This is a genomic window from Crocosphaera sp. XPORK-15E (assembly GCF_034931425.1).
In the GTDB taxonomy this organism is placed as follows: domain Bacteria; phylum Cyanobacteriota; class Cyanobacteriia; order Cyanobacteriales; family Microcystaceae; genus UHCC-0190.
The window spans coordinates 178,915-195,485 of sequence record NZ_JAYGHQ010000001.1; the positions used below are offsets into that span (position 1 = coordinate 178,915).

General features: G+C 41.4%; 17 protein-coding genes. 16 read left to right on the forward strand and 1 reads right to left on the reverse strand.

Annotation, left to right across the window (positions count from 1 at the left end):
- Positions 1-10 precede the first annotated feature (10 nt).
- The 3 genes from VB691_RS00880 (at position 11) to VB691_RS00890 (ending at position 3,011) form a co-directional block, all read left to right on the forward strand.
- Entirely contained in the window at positions 11-487 is a 477-nt protein-coding gene (locus tag VB691_RS00880) for a single-stranded DNA-binding protein (protein ID WP_323289567.1), read from the forward strand.
- A gap of 81 nt (positions 488-568) precedes the next feature.
- Positions 569-2,185, forward strand: coding sequence for an alpha/beta hydrolase (locus VB691_RS00885; protein ID WP_323289568.1), 1,617 nt, complete (start codon positions 569-571; stop codon positions 2,183-2,185).
- Positions 2,186-2,339: 154 nt separating this feature from the next.
- The gene (locus tag VB691_RS00890) at positions 2,340-3,011 is read left to right on the forward strand and encodes a potassium channel family protein (RefSeq protein WP_323289569.1); all 672 of its coding nucleotides are present in this window, start codon (positions 2,340-2,342) and stop codon (positions 3,009-3,011) included.
- A 21-nt stretch (positions 3,012-3,032) separates the two neighbouring features.
- On the opposite strand, the gene clcA is transcribed toward VB691_RS00890, so the two are convergent.
- A complete protein-coding gene (clcA, locus tag VB691_RS00895) occupies positions 3,033-4,418 on the reverse strand; it encodes a H(+)/Cl(-) exchange transporter ClcA (RefSeq protein WP_323289570.1) in 1,386 nt (461 codons plus the stop codon).
- A gap of 388 nt (positions 4,419-4,806) precedes the next feature.
- Here clcA and VB691_RS00900 point away from each other — a divergent pair, with 388 nt between their 5' ends.
- The 13 genes from VB691_RS00900 (at position 4,807) to VB691_RS00960 (ending at position 16,218) form a co-directional block, all read left to right on the forward strand.
- Entirely contained in the window at positions 4,807-5,292 is a 486-nt protein-coding gene (locus tag VB691_RS00900; protein WP_323289571.1) for a glycine zipper family protein, read from the forward strand.
- A gap of 211 nt (positions 5,293-5,503) precedes the next feature.
- Positions 5,504-5,902: a hypothetical protein gene (locus VB691_RS00905; protein ID WP_323289572.1), complete on the forward strand. Its 399-nt coding sequence runs from the start codon at positions 5,504-5,506 to the stop codon at positions 5,900-5,902.
- Complete coding sequence (locus VB691_RS00910; RefSeq protein WP_323289573.1) at positions 5,874-6,071, forward strand: hypothetical protein; 198 nt, start codon at positions 5,874-5,876, stop codon at positions 6,069-6,071. The genes VB691_RS00905 and VB691_RS00910 overlap by 29 nt, the downstream gene beginning before the upstream one ends.
- Positions 6,072-6,229: 158 nt before the next feature.
- Positions 6,230-6,451 carry a YidH family protein gene (locus VB691_RS00915; RefSeq protein WP_416244525.1) on the forward strand — a complete coding sequence of 74 codons (222 nt, stop codon included), beginning with the start codon at positions 6,230-6,232 and terminating at the stop codon, positions 6,449-6,451.
- 162 nt (positions 6,452-6,613) lie between these two features.
- Complete coding sequence (locus VB691_RS00920) at positions 6,614-6,841, forward strand: hypothetical protein (RefSeq protein ID WP_323289574.1); 228 nt, start codon at positions 6,614-6,616, stop codon at positions 6,839-6,841.
- A 13-nt stretch (positions 6,842-6,854) separates the two neighbouring features.
- On the forward strand, positions 6,855-7,382 hold the full coding sequence (locus VB691_RS00925) for a hypothetical protein (RefSeq protein WP_323289575.1): 528 nt from the start codon (positions 6,855-6,857) through the stop codon (positions 7,380-7,382).
- A 12-nt stretch (positions 7,383-7,394) separates the two neighbouring features.
- A complete protein-coding gene (locus VB691_RS00930) occupies positions 7,395-7,997 on the forward strand; it encodes a hypothetical protein (protein WP_323289576.1) in 603 nt (200 codons plus the stop codon).
- Positions 7,998-8,046: 49 nt separating this feature from the next.
- Entirely contained in the window at positions 8,047-8,700 is a 654-nt protein-coding gene (locus VB691_RS00935; RefSeq protein ID WP_323289577.1) for a Uma2 family endonuclease, read from the forward strand.
- A gap of 95 nt (positions 8,701-8,795) precedes the next feature.
- Complete coding sequence (locus VB691_RS00940) at positions 8,796-11,693, forward strand: calcium-binding protein (protein ID WP_323289578.1); 2,898 nt, start codon at positions 8,796-8,798, stop codon at positions 11,691-11,693.
- 212 nt (positions 11,694-11,905) lie between these two features.
- A complete protein-coding gene (locus tag VB691_RS00945) occupies positions 11,906-12,559 on the forward strand; it encodes a Uma2 family endonuclease (protein ID WP_323289579.1) in 654 nt (217 codons plus the stop codon).
- Positions 12,560-12,651: 92 nt separating this feature from the next.
- Complete coding sequence (locus VB691_RS00950) at positions 12,652-13,200, forward strand: Uma2 family endonuclease (RefSeq protein ID WP_323289580.1); 549 nt, start codon at positions 12,652-12,654, stop codon at positions 13,198-13,200.
- Between the two features lie 56 nt (positions 13,201-13,256).
- The gene (locus tag VB691_RS00955; protein WP_323289581.1) at positions 13,257-13,583 is read left to right on the forward strand and encodes a nucleotidyltransferase domain-containing protein; all 327 of its coding nucleotides are present in this window, start codon (positions 13,257-13,259) and stop codon (positions 13,581-13,583) included.
- A 280-nt stretch (positions 13,584-13,863) separates the two neighbouring features.
- Positions 13,864-16,218 (forward strand): arylsulfatase, encoded by a 2,355-nt coding sequence (locus VB691_RS00960; protein ID WP_323289582.1) that lies wholly within the window; start codon positions 13,864-13,866, stop codon positions 16,216-16,218.
- Positions 16,219-16,571 lie beyond the last annotated feature (353 nt).

Consider the following 16,571-nt stretch of genomic DNA (forward strand, 5'->3'; position numbering starts at 1 on the left):
AGTTGAATTGATGAATAGTTGTGTATTAATGGCCAAGGTGATTCGTAATCCTGAATTACGTTATACCCAAGATAGTCAAACGGAAGTGGCTCAAATGTTGGTAGAGTTTGAGGGAAGACGGAGTGAAGATCCCAATGCCATCCTTAAAGTCGTGGGATGGGGAAGTTTAGCCACCCAAATGAAAGAGACTTGTCATGAAGGCGATCGCATCGTTATTGAGGGCCGTTTATCCATAAATAGCTTTGAACGCAAGGAAGGATTTAAAGAAAAACGCGCCGAATTAGTGGTTTCCCATATTCATCCTCTGGATAGTCATTCAGTCACTGCTCCTGTTGATAATGTGATACCGTTTGATACCTCAAAATCTTCGGCTAAGACTGATAGTTTTTATACCAGCGACTTTGAGGAAGAAGAAGGCCTAGAAACCAGTTCAACATTGATTGATTCTGATTCTAGCAACGAAGGTTCAGATCCGATTCCTTTTTAAAAAATTAATTGTAGGGTGGGTAATGCCCACTCTACAGGTTTTATCTACTAATAAATAAGGAATTGACAAAAAGCTAAAATTATGATTAATTTCACTCAAAAATTGGGACTGACTTTAGGACTAGGAATACTTTCACTCTTGCCATCTTTTCCTATTGTCGCAGCAGAAAAAATCACATTTTCTATTGCCCCATTAGGAGAATTTGATGTTTCTGTGGACAGTTTAGTGGTTTTTGCTAAAGATGGAACAATAACCTCTGACTTTGCCTTTTACGCTAAACATTTTAGTCCTGAAGAATTGACAAAATTCCGGGCTTTACTCAATAAATCTTTCCCTTTAAATGAGGTAGAAGCATTTGAGTTTTTTAATAACAATTTTGGTAAAGAGGTTATCAAACAACTGAGTCGAGCAATTAATAGTCCAGCAGATCAAAGTCAACCCTTTTTAGAAGGTGCTATAATTTTGTCCGCAGCCAACCCTAATGGCTTTAAAATAATTGATGTCATCAAAAATTATGATAGTCCAACTTTATCTGTTAATTTAGAAACCATTCGTAATACTATTCAGGAAGCAGATCAATTATATCAGTCAACAGATCGCATTTTTAAGTGGTTAGATAACCAAGCTGCTATCGAAGCTTTAACCCCTACTTCCCTTGATTTATCTGACTTATCTAAAGCCGGAAAAACCACTTGGACATCAGAAACATTAACCATTCCTCGTCCTAATAAAGATCCTTTAACTATCTTTGTTTATTTACCTCAAAATTTGTCTAAACCTGCTCCCACAATTGTTATTACACCCGGCTTAAATTCTGATTTTCAAGGGTTGCGTTATGCTGCCGAACATTTAGCGTCTCATGGCTTTGCTACTGTGGGAATTAACTTTCCTGAAAGTGATGCCGAAAGAATGAAAGATGCCTTAGAAGGTTTAGATACATTTCCTACTCCTAATGCTTGGATGGAGCAGCCCAAAGATGTTACTTTAGCTTTAGATACCCTAGAACAAAAAATGCAATCAGATCCTAATTTTAGAGGTAAATTAGACCTTAAAAATGTGGGAATAATGGGTCAATCTTTAGGGGGATACACAGCAACAGCAACGGGGGGTGCTAATGTTCAATGGGAGTATTTAGTCAAAGAATGTGCTAAGTTGAATAAGCCCAATCAAATTAACTTAAATCCTGCTTTTCTTTGGCAATGTAAAGGAATAACAAATGCTCCTCCTGTGGCCGATCTTCAAGATCCTAGAATCAAAGCAGTCATTGCTATTAACCCTGTCACAAATCCTGCTTTTGGCAATCAAGGTATTAATAAAATATCTGTTCCAATGATGTTTATTGCTGGAAGTGCGGATATTTTTGCCCCTTCTTTACCAGAACAAATTACTCCTTTTGCTGATGTTGATAAAGACGATAAATATTTGGTTTTAGTTAAAAATGGGACTCATTTATCTTTCTTAGAAGGAACGAGTAAATTACCTGATTTTATAGTGGGAGAAGGGCAAAATTTTGCTTATGATTATCTCAAAAGTCTTAGTCTCGCTTTCTTTAATCTTTACTTGAATCAACAACAGGAATTTGAGCCTTATTTAACGGATGCTGCTGTACAGAAAATGGGACAAAATCCCCTTCCTCTCCATTTAATAAAGTCCTTAACACAGGAGCAACTAAATGAAGCTATTAAACCAATCAATTGAATTTTATTAGTCCGATCAATGCCTCTAGACAAGTGGTCATAAATAAAGTTAACTATGAGTATTAGGGAACCTAAAAATTGAATAATTTTAGTGTTTTCATGAGAATACTATTGCTTGATAAAACTGATAAATAACTACTTGACGAGGGTATTTTATGCTGGACAGATTGACTGACTCTTATTTGATTCTTCTCCTGACTGTGGTCAGTATTATAATTGCCATTGTTGGCGAAAATACGGTGCAATTATTATGCGTCAATATTCTTTTCCTCCTCACCATGTCGTTAATTAGCTTAAGAGGGGTTTATAAGCACAATCATATTTATTCTCACCGAAGTCTTAAAATTATATTTTTCTTGATTTCAACGGCTTTTATTTCTGATGTGTTTTTATATTTTAATTGGGTTCCCAATTTGAAAACTTTCTTCTTAGTTTATACTGGACTGATTAAAATTGGCGTTTTTGGATACGGTTGGCTCACCACAGTTAAACTACTGTCACACAGGTCAAAAGTAACTAATCAAACCATTATTTTAGCCATCACTGCTTATCTTTTTATCGGAATTATCTGTTCATTTATCTATTTTACCATTTGGCAAATTGATCCCCAGGCATTTCACATTAATGTCCCAAGAGAATATGAACTCAAGCCTTGGAATTTAGCAATGTATTTCAGCTTAATCACCTTAACAACTGTTGGTTATGGCGATATTTTTCCCATTGGAAAATGGGTTATGGTTTTGGCTAACTTTGAAGCAATGGCAGGGGCAATTTATTTGACGGTTATTGTTGCCAGATTAGTCTCTTTGTATAGTACCCCGGAGTGAAGATTTATTACCTTTCCAGGATTAATTTGGGGGCTTAATCTGAGCGCGGCTCAAGTTTCGCTTCAGAAGCACACTGTAAATTGGTTCTCCCCCTAGGGCATGGGCTGTAATGGTAGAAGTTAAACAGGTTACTAATAGGGGCAGAATTAGCAAATAGTTGTCTGTCATCTCAATGGTGAGTACAATTGCCGTCAAAGGGGCGCGTACAGTAGCAGCCACCAAAGCACCCATTCCGGCCACAGCAAAGGCATTTGGTTCGGGAAGTAAAAAGGGAAGCTCAAACCAATCATGGACTTGCTGAGTGGCACCCATACTAAAAGTCGTCGCTAAGGCCAGCATGGGGGCAAAAATGCCGCCAGGGGCCCCGCAACCATAGCTAAACATCGTTAATGCGAAACGAAACAAAAACAGCGACAAGAGGACATAGCTTGATGCTTCATTCTTAAAAGCCCAAAAAATAGTCTCATCACCCCCTCCAGTAATGGGAGGATAGAGCCAACTTAGGAAACCAATAGCGGCCCCAACATACAACCCTGTGAGAACATAGGGCAAGCCCCGTAGGTTGGAAAACCAGTCAAGGGTACGGAAAAGACAGAGATTGAAAAAATAACCAATTATTCCCAAACAGATGCCTAAAATTGCAAAGCCTAAAAGTGATTCCAATGGTGGGACCTCAAACTTAGTAATCTTAATGTCGGCACCTTGACCGAGAAAAATTCCAACTACAATGGTTGCCATAACTGAGGCAAGTGTTACAGCCCGATAGGAACTAATTCGGTCTTCAAAATTAGGACGCATCTCCTCGCTCACAAATAAGATGCCGGCCAGAGGCGCATTGAAAGCACTGGCTAATCCGGCTCCAGCCCCTGCAGCCACTAAGGTTTTGACTTGCTCTCCCGAAACCCTAAAATAACTGCCCACCATCTTACCGATACTACCGCCCATTTGTATTGTCGGGCCTTCTCGTCCTAATACCATCCCGCTACCCAGGGCCAATAAACCACCCAAAAACTTAACTGGGAGAACTATCTGCCATCGTATCGGAAAGAGTCCATTGAGAAACCCCTCAATTTGGGGAATACCACTGCCTCCGGTTTCGGGGGCAACATTACGCATTAACAGAAACGCTAAATAGACCATTACTGCCGAAAGAACTGTTGGCACTAACCAATTCAGGACAGCATAGTCTTTTACCAACTCAATTAAATGTTCTCGTCCGAGTATGACTTGCCCGACTGCTACTTGAAATAAAGTGCCAACTCCTCCGGTTAAAATACCCACTAATGCTGCCCACAAGAGAAGTCTAGTCTTAAGCTTTTGTTTGGCTTCCAATAAAGCTTTGGGCATGAGCTTCGATCGTGATGTTTCCTCTGGCTGAGGAGTAGCAGAATCCTTCGATTCATCCATGGAGAAATTACCAATTAAATATAACTTTTATGGCGAATGATCTGTTTTTTGTGATCATCGATATTTTAGTCTATATGGTGTTTCGCACATAATCAATTCGACACTGTCTTACTCTCAGGCTAGCCCTTCAGCTACGCCCGAACAGGGTGCTTTGATGGGTTTGTTAGCAGGGTTTGTTGAATAAATAACTATAACATCAGAGTCCGAGAAAGGCTATATTTTTATGGTTGATCAAGTGATCGAGAAACTTTTAGCGGGTATTGTCAGTCATTAAGACCTGCAAACTTCTTGTTTTAAGTTAAGGGAAAGATAATTTGTTGTTTTTAATAGATTTCTTTCTCTCTCTTAAAAACCATTTTATCCACAATAATCATCAAGAAAAGAGCTTATGAAACGCATTATTAAAGGGCTTAGTTTAACTCTTGTTAGTTCTGTTTTGTTTACTGACTTAACAATTGCTCAATCTCTCCCTCCCGAACCCTTTGCTTACCCCACCAAAGAACAAACACCCCAACAACAAGAACAGGATCACTATGCCTGTTATTCCTGGGCAAAAGAGCAAACAGGAGTTGATCCCAGTCAATTATCAGCCCAAACCACGGCCCAATCTTCCCAACAGGGAACAGTTCTCAGGACAACAGGAAAAGCTTCTCTCTTAGGGGTTGTTGGCGGTGCAATTGGCGGTAATGTAGGAGAAGGAGCCGCGATCGGTGCTGGTGTTGGAGCATTAGCGGGGTTGTTCAAAAGACGAGAAGAACAACAACAGGCTACTCAAGCCACTAACCAAGCGGCGGCCCAGGAGCAGCAAAAACTACAAACCTATTATCGCGCCTGGACAGCTTGTATGGAGGGACGAGGTTATACGGTTAAGTAGGTGGTTTTGACATCCTCCCTCGCCGTAAAACGGCGGGGATTCCTCACCACGCAACTTTTAACAAGTGGTCGCAGCAATGGGGATAACTGATATTATTACCCACATTCCGCAGTTTGTACCACCTAAGTAAGCCGTTGATAACTTCTTTGATTAAACCGATTTTAATTGTCACTGGATCGCTCACAATGGGGGCGATCGCACTTCTCGCTTTTTGAATCAAGAAGACGCACCTAGTAGAATAATTAAGTTCAATCAATGTGACGTTCTTGTCTTTCCTGAACGAAATGTCGGATTGCAATTAATTGAACAGAGAAAGCTTGATGATGATAGTTACAAAATAACGGTTGAAGTTGAAAACATCACTGAATTAGAAGCAACATTCGCTCACTTTTCAGTGATCCATTATGTAGGAGTAACTATCGACAATGACTACGGATTTATTTTGTTAAAACCTAGACAAAAGGAGCGCATTACTTATAGTGTTATTTCTTCAATTTCAAGTCGAACAATTGACCTGCCATTTTTTGTGGCGTTGTATCTGCCAACTCAACTAAATGGGTTTAAATCTCTAGAGCTTATTAATGAACGACGACAATATTACCAGAGTTAAACTTGATCCCAAAAATGCTAGTCATGGCAAGACAGATTGGGAAAAAGTTGAAGCAATGACTGAGGAAGAAATTGACAAAGCAGCCGAAGCAGATTCGGACTGTCTCCCCTTATCTCAACAAGAATTAAATGAGTTTCGCCGTATATCAATACAAGCACCGATCTTGTAGTGCGATTACTGTCATCTTATTGATTAAACTTTAAAAATGCGATCGCTTTGGCTTTTCAAAGTGCGATCTTGTAGGTTGGTTTGACGTTCATGAAACCCAATATTTCCACACAAACAATATTTCCTTCATTACTTGTCCGTTGTAATTATGTTAACACTATGAGTCAGCAACCCGTCAACTCAGAAACCCCTAAACAGCCTTCTAATAATGAATTAGCAGCAGATCGTACCGAACTGGCTAAATATCGTAGTCGGGCAGCCGCCGATCGCACCTTAATGGCTTGGATACGCACTTCTCTATCATTAATTGGTTTTGGTTTTGGTATTCCTACCATCGTCAGGACAATTGAAAATACCCATCTTAGTCATTTGATTAGTTAGTTTTATTGGGGTGATTATTAGATCCCTTAATTTTTAGTTTTGTCCTTTTTTTGGGAAGTGCAATGCTTTAATAAGTTTCTTTTCAGAAAAAACAAAAATGCAAGTACCTTGTGATATTGTAGTGTATGTAAAGCACTCTAATTTTGGGGATCAAAAGCGTCGATGAAACGAACCATACTAAAAGTCAAGAATATCCTCTATGCTATTGTAGTTATAACCACAATAGTCGGAATAAATCTCCCCATTACTCAAGCACAGAACCAAGATCCCTTACCAGCAGAAGTCGTCAATGCCATTGCTCAAAAAACCATAGTTAAGTTTAATAATTCTTCTTGTCCCCCAGTTTTAACCAAGTTGTTTGAGTGTGGTTTAGTTCCTCCTCAAGAGTAAGGGAAAAAAAATAATGCAAGCATTGAAGCATGAAATCAAAAAAATTGGCTCTCTTGCCCTCTTTTTTCTCATTGGATTTGGTTATATTCTTCTCATAATGAAGCTCTTTTTAAAAGAGTATTCCATTGACAGTTATATACTCTCAAAAGCGATAATCGGGGCATTGGTAGCCGCTAAAGCAGTGGCTATTATGGATGTCACTCCCTTGATAAATCGTTTTGAAAAAGCTCCCCGTTACCTCAGTATTCTGTATAAAACCTTTGTTTATACCTTAGCTGTTGTAATCCTTGGCCTAGTTGAACATCTGCTTCATGCTTACCACGAAACTAAAGCGATCGCTCCTGCATTCAAAAGTTTTATTGAGTCAGAAAATTTCTATCAATTTCTGGCCGTTATTTTATGTATCTCAATTGTCTTTTTAATGCACAATATCTTTAGAGAAATAGACAGCTATTTCGGCAAGGGAAATCTCAGCAAATTTTTCTTTGATGTTCCTCAACTCAAATCAAAAAACTCAACCATTCCTAATGACAAAAATTAAAGGATAATCACAATGAAAAACACCAAGACAGCGATAAAAAATCAGACCAATGCTTATGTTACATCTCTCTGTGCCACAGCAGTGCTAACCGTTGCAGGATGGGGGTTTGCCAGTGTTTCTTCAGCACAGGATGCGTCTTCCTCCCAGAAAATACAATTGATGTTCGTGCAAACAGCAGAAGATTTTAAAGCAGACACTGCGAAGAAAACCTTGCGACTGGTGAACGTGACCCCCCAGACATTATATTTCTCAGATCGGCCACAACGAATCGCCGGAAACCTCACAATGCCAGCCTATATGGATGAATGGAAAGCAGGTGCAGGCCCCGACAACTTCGCCAATGATCCCCCTAATGCCACCCTTTCGGTTTATGAGGGAGGAAATAAAGAGAACACCCTTGCCGTAGTTGAGATCAGTAATCCCGTCATTGAGGGCAAAGATTTAATTTACAAATACAAGCTGATCGAGGGAGAGATGCCCAAAAACGGTGGGGCAACCGCATTATTTATTGATTGGATCGGTGCAGGTGGCGGTGTAGGCCCTGGTTTTCACGGTGTAGGGGCAGGTACTCGCGGGGTTGGCCTTACGGGGGGTTATGGTGGCCCAGCAAGGTGATGACTAGATTTGCCTAGAATGTTGATAATACTACTTCTATCTCACTAATATGGTTGCTTCCTCTGTAACATTCTCCCTCAAAAGCCTAAATTTATCCCCTGGCAGTCATGTCCTCATTGAACAGGTTAGTTGGGACGACTATGAAGCCTTGCTAGAGGAATTGGGAGAAGATCGCCGGATTCCTCGTGTTAATTACTGTCAGGGAACAATAGAACTCATGTCCCCTTTACCCGCCCATGAACGTCCCCATCGTATCATCGCCTATATTGTGACGGCGATTTTAGATGCCCAAAATAGGAATTGGGAGGATTTTGGTTCAACTACCTTTAAGAAACCTAAAAAAGCAGGACTAGAACCCGATACCTGTTTTTATATTGAGAATGCCCCACAAGTTCGTAGCCTTCTTCGTATGGATATGGCGATCGATCCACCGCCGGATTTAGCCATTGAATCTGATGTTACCTCAAAGACGACGATGGACGCATACGAAGTGATTGGCGTACCGGAGGTTTGGATTTATGATAATAATCGGCTTACAATTCATCTTTTGCAGCAAGAAGGCTATGTTGAAACAGCAAACAGCCTGATTTTTCCTGATATCAATGTCGTGCAAATCATCCCTAAACTCGTACAACAAGCCTTTGAAAAAGGAACCAGTCAAATGCTGCGAGAACTTCGTCTTTCACTGACTCAAGATAGTTAAAATCAACTTTGGGTTCTATTTTATTATAAAATCTATTTTTAGTTTATAGTTACTCTTAGACTTTCCATTCTTATGTCTCTATTGAGTAAACTACCATGAATAGTGTTCCTTCTCTTTCCTCTGTTTATGGCCAACTGACGAATTTTGCTAATCTCAGCAATTTTTGGAGTCTGTTTGATACGGCGTTTGGGTCAAGTTATGATTTTGCAACGGCGGCAAGTTTTCGTTCTCAATGGCAAAGTGGAAATTTTAGTTTGTTTCCCCAGATTGAAATCGTCAGTAGCGATGTTTTGGGAAGTGCGAATGGGGCTTATGCGATTAGTACGAATAGGATTTATTTGTCGGATCAGTTTGTGAGTAGGGCGAGTCAGCAGTCTTTGGTAAATGTGATTTTGGAGGAGTTTGGGCATTTTGTAGATGCTCAGATTAATACCTCTGATAGTGCGGGGGATGAGGGGGCGATTTTTGCAGCTTTAGTACAAGGCGAAAGTCTGAATGTTGGGACATTACAGGCTTTGAAAGCTGAGGATGATCACGGGACAATTACGGTTAATGGCCAAGTGATTCAGGTAGAAAAACAAGATTTTACTGGCACAAATGGTAATGACGTGATTACGGGGACGAGTGGCAATGATACAATTCGCCCCCTCCGAGGCCAAGATCTGGTTGATGGTGGTGCTGGGATTGACGTATTGATTTTAGACTACACTCTCAATATTTATGATGGTCTAGTCTCTTCTATTGCCAGTAATGGCTCCGGGGGATTTAATGGCAACTATTCCGCAAACTATACTTTTGGTGGCACTGACAAAGTTACTTTTAGTAATATCGAGCAGTTCCAACTGACAGGCACTTCAAAAAGCGACACCATTGTTACTGGTGATGGTAACGACACCATTAATGGCGGGGAGGGTGATGACTGGATTACCCCTGGGGCTGGCAATAATATCGTTGATGGCGGTAATGGTACGGATAAAATCTTCTACAATTTCAGCAGTAGCACCAGTAATTTAACCCTAGATGTTCCCCAAGGCATCTCTATTGCACCTTCTGGCAGTAGTTATACCAATATCGAAGCCTTCGATTTAATAACAGGCAGTGGCAACGATATCATCAAGCTACAGGGACGTTTCAATGATACTCTCACTCTTGGGGGGGGCAACGATACGGTCAATCCTGGCTTTGGTAATGATGTGGTTGATGGCGGTACTGGGATTGACGTATTGATTTTAGACTACACTCTCAATATTTATGATGGTCTAGTCTCTTCTATCGCCAGTAATGGCTCCGGGGGATTTAATGGCAACTATTCCGCAAACTATACTTTTGGTGGCACTGACAAAGTTACTTTTAGCAATATCGAGCAGTTCCAAATTACAGGTACTTCAAGGGCCGACTCCATTATTACTGGTGATGGTAACGATACCATTAATGGTGGGGCAGGTAATGACACGATTGACGGTGGGGCGGGTAACGATCTTCTGACGGGTGTTAATCCCAATAGTCTCAACCCTGGCATCGGTGAAAAGGACATTTTTTCTGGTGGAGCAGGCGGCGATCTCTTTATCTTAGGTGACTTCACTTGGAGCGGCTACGACGACGGACTAACAACCAATGCGGGTATAAATAACTATGCCGATATTGCCGACTTCAACCCCACTGAGGGAGACATCATTCAACTTAAAGGCGGTATTACCTATCTTTTGAACGTAGTCGGAACCGATACTCAACTTTTAATTGATAAACCCAGCACCGAACCCGACGAACTCATCGGTATCATCCGCAATCGGACAGGCTTAAGCCTTACAGGTAACTACTTTGTCTATAATCAGTTGATACCATCTATTACCCTAGACCTTTCTCCCGCCAGTGTTCTCGAAGACCGAACCCCAAATCTGGTTTATACCTTAACTCGTACTGGTTCCACAACCAACGCCCTCACCGTTAACTACAGCATTACAGGAACCGCCGACACAACCGACTATACAGGCGCAACTCCTGGTACAGGCAAGACCATTACCTTTGCAGCTAATTCAGCCACAGCCGTTTTAACCATTGACCCCACGGCCGATATCACCATTGAAAGTGATGAAACCGTAGCTTTAACCCTCGCTACAGGAACAGGCTACACAGTAGGAACAACCACCGCCGTCACAGGAAGAATTACTAATGACGATGGCCCCATCATTAGCTTGGGATTAAACTATAGTGCCATCAGCGAAGACAGTCTCAGTAACTTCATCTATACCTTCACCCGCACAGGAGCCACAACCAACGCCCTAACCGTTAACTACAGCATTGCAGGAACCGCCCTTAGTACCGACTATACAGGCGCAACAACAGGCACAGGCAAAACCATCACGTTTGCAGTAGGTTCAGCCACCGCCACACTGACCCTTGACCCAACGGCTGACACCACCCTTGAACCCAACGAAACTGTCATACTACAACTCGCAAGTGGTACAGGCTATACGATCAACACAATAGCAGCCCAAACCGCTACTATCATTAACGATGACAACACTCGTAACCAACAAGGAACCGATGGTAACAACATTTTATTAGGGAAAAATTATAGCGACTACCTCACAGGAGGAACAGGTAACGATATTCTCAATGGTGCAGGTAACAGTGATTACCTCACGGGGGGAGCAGGAAACGATACCCTCACAGGAGGAAGCGGAGGCGATACCTTTTTCTTCGCGAATGCCAACCTCGGAATAGATACCATCACAGACTTTACCCCCAACGAAGATACAATTTTTATCTCTGCTCAAGGCTTCGGCAGTGGTTTAATAACAGGTAATCCCCTTACTGAAACCCAATTTATTCTTGGTTCCAGTGCGACCAGCGCGAGTCAGCGTTTTATTTATAACTCCACCAACGGAGCCTTATTATTTGATGCGGATGGAAACGGACTAGGAACTGCCAAACAAATTGCAACCTTGAGTATCGGTTTAGCCCCAACCTATGAGGATATTTTTGTGATTTAACAAGGGTTGAACCTTAGCGATCGCTTTTTTATCTCACAGGAAGAGAGCGATCAATTTTTACTTTGGAATTTACAAAAAAGGGAAGAAAACGAACTCAACTAGCGTAGGGGCAGGTACTCGCGGGGTTGGGCTTACGGGTGGTTACGGTGGCCCAGCAAGGTGATGACTAGATTTGCCTAGAATATTGATAATACTAATTCTATCTCACTAATATGGTTGCTTCCCCTGTAACATTCTCCCTCAAAAGCCTAAATTTATCCCCTGGCAGTCATGTCCTTATTGAACAGGTTAGTTGGGACGACTATGAGGCATTATTAGAGGAATTGGGAGAAGATCGCCGTATTCCTCGTCTTAATTACTGTCATGAAACCCTAGAACTCATGTCCCCTTTACCCGCTCATGAACGTCCGCATCGTATCATCGCCTATATTGTGACAGCGATTTTAGATGCCCAAAATAGGAATTGGGAGGATTTTGGTTCAACTACCTTTAAGAAACCTAAAAAAGCAGGACTAGAACCCGATACCTGTTTTTATATTGAGAATGCCCCACAAGTTCGTAGCCTTCTTCGTATGGATATGGCGATCAATCCACCACCTGATTTAGCCATTGAATCTGATGTTACCTCAAAGACGACGATGGACGCATATCAAGTGATAGGAGTACCTGAAGTTTGGATTTATGATAATAATCGGCTTACAATTCATCTTTTGCAGCAAGAAGGTTATGTGGAAACAGCAAACAGCCTGATTTTTCCTGATATTAATGTCGTGCCAATCATCCCTAAACTCGTACAAAAAGCCTTTGATCAAGGAACGAGTCAAATGCTGCGCGAACTTCGTATTTCCCTGACGAAAGATAGTTAAATTCCTTGGAAATAGGGTAATTATGCCAAAATTATGTTAGTATTTACGTTAATCTCAATGAACTCAAAATGAGTCTGGAGAGTTGTCTGAAAATGACTACTGCTACCCTAGTATTAACACAAAATTCAAGCTTTTCCTTAGAAGATTGGCTTCAAAATCCGCCTGAACATACAGAATGGATTAATGGAGAATTAGTAGAAAAAAATAATATGACCCTCAAACATAGTCGTATTCAAGCCAAACTTGCGACTTATTGGCATAATTACTTGGAATCTACCCAACAAGGAGGAGAGGTTTACACAGAAGTACCCTGTCGTACCTACAAGCAAGGAAGAATTCCTGATGTTGCCTATCTAACACCAGAATTAGTAGCTAAGTATGGTAATGAGAAGGTATTACCCCAAAGTTTTCCCTTAATTGCTGAAATTATCTCCCCTACAGATGAAATGGAAGGAGTTTTTGAGAAAGTTAACGAATATCTTGCCTCAAGTGGTCAGGAAATTTGGTTAGTATTGCCTGAAAATAAGTGGATTTTAGTGATTACTCAAGAAAAAAGGGCTATGTTTACCACAGGAGAAATTATTAATACCCAATTAGTTCTTCCAGGTTTTCAAGTTGCGGTAGATCAATTGTTGGCTTAAGTTTTAGTCTCTATAATACAATTTATTGCAAAAAAGAATCTCTAAGTAAGAAAACAATGGCTCAATTACAAACCCTAATGCCTATACTACAAGAATTTCGCCAAGAATTAGAAAAGTTTTATGGAAAACGATTAGTTAAACTCATTCTTTTTGGTTCACAAGCGAGGGGTAACGCCAATGAGGACTCAGATATTGATATTATGGTCGTGTTAAAAAGTCCCATTTCGCCCGGAGATGAAGTTATTCGGATGGCAGACATCGCTACTCAACTAGACCTTAAACATAATACCTTCATTTCTTTAATTCCCATCGCAGATGAAGACTTTGTTCATCGACAAACCCCATTAATGGACAATATTCGCCGAGAAGGGATTGTCCTATGATCCAAATTTCGTCCTATATCAATCAAGCGGCTCTCCCGACATCTTGGTATAAAATATATAATCAGATACAATACTTAAGATGGTGGGTTACGACGCGGATTAAAACTTATTAGTTTTTCCTCAAAATCGTTGCCGCGTCTAACCCACCCTACGAATTATAAGCTTTACTTATCACCACAGGTACGGGAGAGCCGAATTAAACAAAAAATTAGGCTAATTAAATGTTCTCTCAATGATTTAGAATTAGAACCAAAAGCTATTTAGAAAAAAAGCCAAATTTATGTCACTGCATGAATACAAACCCGGAACCACTTTCCCTGGGGTAATAGGACGAACCATTGATAAATCTAGTCCTGCTTGGCCAGAACCTTTGCGGGCAAAACAAGGCACACCCAATGTCTTATTTATCGTACTTGATGACACAGGTTTTGGTCAATTTGGCTGTTATGGCAGTCCCATCAAAACCCCCAACCTCGACGCATTAGCAGCCAATGGACTACGCTACAACAATCTGCACACGACAGCGTTATGTTCCCCCACCCGTTCCTGTATTATGACGGGACGCAACCATCATTCTAACGCCATGGCCTGCATTACAGAAGGCTCAACGGGCTATCCTGGGAGTAATGGCAATATTCCCTTTGAAAATGGCTTTCTTTCCGAAATATTACTGCAAAAAGGGTATAATACTTATGCTCTGGGCAAATGGCATTTAACCCCCTCAGAACAACTTTCTGCTGCCGGCCCCTATGATCGTTGGCCACTAGGTCGTGGTTTTGAGCGATTTTACGGCTTTTTAGGGGGAGATACCAGTCAATATTATCCCGCCCTTGTTTATGATAACCATACCGTCAGCCCTGAAAAAACACCCGAAGAAGGCTATCATTTTACTGCAGACATAACCGACAAAGCCATTGGTTTTATTGCAGATTCTAAGCAAGTTGCCCCAGATAAGCCATTTTTTATGTATTTTTGCCCTGGTGCAATGCACGCCCCCCATCATGTCCCCAAAGAATGGGCCGATGCTTACGCGGGACAGTTTGACAAGGGTTGGGAAGCATACCGCGAGGAAACCTTTGCCCGTCAGAAGGAAATGGGTATTGTTCCTCCTGATGCTGAACTATCCCGTCATGATCCCGATGTTCCGCACTGGGATTCCCTTTCCGATGATGAAAGGAAGTTATATGTGCGTATGATGGAAGTTTTTGCCGGATTTTTCACCCATACAGACCATCATATCGGTCGTTTAGTGGATTTTCTTAAAAGTATTGGGGAGTTTGAGAATACGATTATTATGGTGATTTCCGATAATGGGGCAAGTTCGGAAGGGGGGCCCCAAGGTTCAGTTAATGAAACCCTCTTTTTTAATAATGTACCCGAATCCCTCGAAGAAAACCTTAAAGCATTGGATAAACTAGGGGGACCCGAAACCTTTAATCATTATGCTTGGGGTTGGACTTGGGCAGGAAATACCCCTTTCCGTCGTTGGAAAAGAGAAACCTATCGGGGGGGTATTAGTGATCCTTTGGTTATTCATTGGCCGAACGGGATTAAGGCAAAAGGCGAAATTCGCACCCAATACGCCCACGCCATTGATCTTGTGCCAACAGTGCTAGAATTACTCGAAATTGACCCCCCAGAAACAATTAAAGGGGTAACACAATCTCCCATTGAAGGTGTCAGCTTTGCCCATACCTTTGATGATGCTAATGCACCGACAAAGCATTTAACCCAATATTTTGAGATGATGGGGCATCGTTCCCTATATTTTGAGGGTTGGCGGGCGGTTTGTCCTTGGCCGGGACCTTCCTTTACCGAAGCGGGGAAACCCTTTGGCGTTCCTATCTCCAAGGATACCCTAACCGAATTGGACAGTCATCATTGGGAACTTTATCATATAGATGAGGATTTTGCTGAAAATCATGATATTGCGGCAGATAATCGGCCTAAACTCATTGAAATGATTGCTACTTGGTATGTGGAAGCGGGTAAATATAAAGTGTTACCTATTGATGGACGGGGTGTGCAACGATTAGCAGAAGAACGCCCTCAAATCGCCCTTGCTCGCACTCGTTATACTTATTACCCCAATACTCAGGATGTTCCTGGAAATAGTGCCGTCAGAGTCTTAAATCGTCCCCATAGTATTACGGCCGATGTAGAGATTCCCCAAGGTGGCGCAGAAGGCATTTTACTGGCTCATGGGGGCAATGATGGGGGTTATTCCTTTTATGTTAAAGGGGGCAAGTTGCACTGGGTTCATAACTATGTCGGGCGATCGCTTTATCATGTTGAATCAATGGAATTAGTTTCAGAAGGTAGTCATCAGTTACGGTTTGAGTTTGAAGTGACGGGACAGCCTGATTTAGCAACGGGAAAAGGTGCGCCTGGTCGCGCTCAATTGTATATTGATGGTAAATTGGTGGGACAAATAGACGTTCCTGTAACCATTCCTCTCAATATCGGGGTTAGTAGTGGGTTAAGTTGTGGTATTGCGATCGGTTCACCTGTAACGCCTGATTATGAACCCCCTTTCAAGTTTACGGGTAAAATTCATAGTGTGATCGTCGATATCAGTGGGGATTTGATTCACGACAAAGATGCAGAGATGCGTATGATTATGGCGCGACAGTAGGCATTAAAACCTTTCCCACCCTTCCCCTTTTGTGTATGGTAGGGTGGGATAATGTTGGGTTTCGTTACCTCAACCCAACCTACAAAAGCGGCGATCGCACTAACACGGGTAAAAACCCCCGTCAAACATACCAGAAAAATTTTGTCGGGATTAAAATTTTAGGTAGGGGTCAAATTATTTTTTGAAAGCTAGTTTTTTTTGAAAAAATGGGAACACTAAGTGTGTGTAAATCTTTGATAGCTTAAAATCAATGAAATCTTCACTATTTTTTTTATCTGCATTAACTATTACCAGTATCTTTCGCCGATCTTATAGGGTGCGTTACACTTCGTTAACGCACCTTATTTATGATA

Bases quoted from the DNA above. Each gene is read 5' to 3' on its own strand.
- VB691_RS00880 (WP_323289567.1), top strand. From the start codon at position 11: ATGAATAGTTGTGTATTAATGGCCAAGGTGATTCGTAATCCTGAATTA.
- VB691_RS00940 (WP_323289578.1), top strand. From the start codon at position 8,796: ATGAATAGTGTTCCTTCTCTTTCCTCTGTTTATGGCCAACTGACGAAT.
- VB691_RS00945 (WP_323289579.1), top strand. From the start codon at position 11,906: ATGGTTGCTTCCCCTGTAACATTCTCCCTCAAAAGCCTAAATTTATCC.
- VB691_RS00960 (WP_323289582.1), top strand. From the start codon at position 13,864: ATGTCACTGCATGAATACAAACCCGGAACCACTTTCCCTGGGGTAATA.
- VB691_RS00930 (WP_323289576.1), top strand. From the start codon at position 7,395: ATGAAAAACACCAAGACAGCGATAAAAAATCAGACCAATGCTTATGTT.
- VB691_RS00900 (WP_323289571.1), top strand. From the start codon at position 4,807: ATGAAACGCATTATTAAAGGGCTTAGTTTAACTCTTGTTAGTTCTGTT.
- clcA (WP_323289570.1), bottom strand. From the start codon at position 4,418: ATGGATGAATCGAAGGATTCTGCTACTCCTCAGCCAGAGGAAACATCA.
- VB691_RS00955 (WP_323289581.1), top strand. From the start codon at position 13,257: ATGGCTCAATTACAAACCCTAATGCCTATACTACAAGAATTTCGCCAA.
- VB691_RS00885 (WP_323289568.1), top strand. From the start codon at position 569: ATGATTAATTTCACTCAAAAATTGGGACTGACTTTAGGACTAGGAATA.
- VB691_RS00920 (WP_323289574.1), top strand. From the start codon at position 6,614: ATGAAACGAACCATACTAAAAGTCAAGAATATCCTCTATGCTATTGTA.
- VB691_RS00935 (WP_323289577.1), top strand. From the start codon at position 8,047: ATGGTTGCTTCCTCTGTAACATTCTCCCTCAAAAGCCTAAATTTATCC.
- VB691_RS00950 (WP_323289580.1), top strand. From the start codon at position 12,652: ATGACTACTGCTACCCTAGTATTAACACAAAATTCAAGCTTTTCCTTA.
- VB691_RS00910 (WP_323289573.1), top strand. From the start codon at position 5,874: ATGAACGACGACAATATTACCAGAGTTAAACTTGATCCCAAAAATGCT.
- VB691_RS00890 (WP_323289569.1), top strand. From the start codon at position 2,340: ATGCTGGACAGATTGACTGACTCTTATTTGATTCTTCTCCTGACTGTG.
- VB691_RS00925 (WP_323289575.1), top strand. From the start codon at position 6,855: ATGCAAGCATTGAAGCATGAAATCAAAAAAATTGGCTCTCTTGCCCTC.
- VB691_RS00915 (WP_416244525.1), top strand. From the start codon at position 6,230: ATGAGTCAGCAACCCGTCAACTCAGAAACCCCTAAACAGCCTTCTAAT.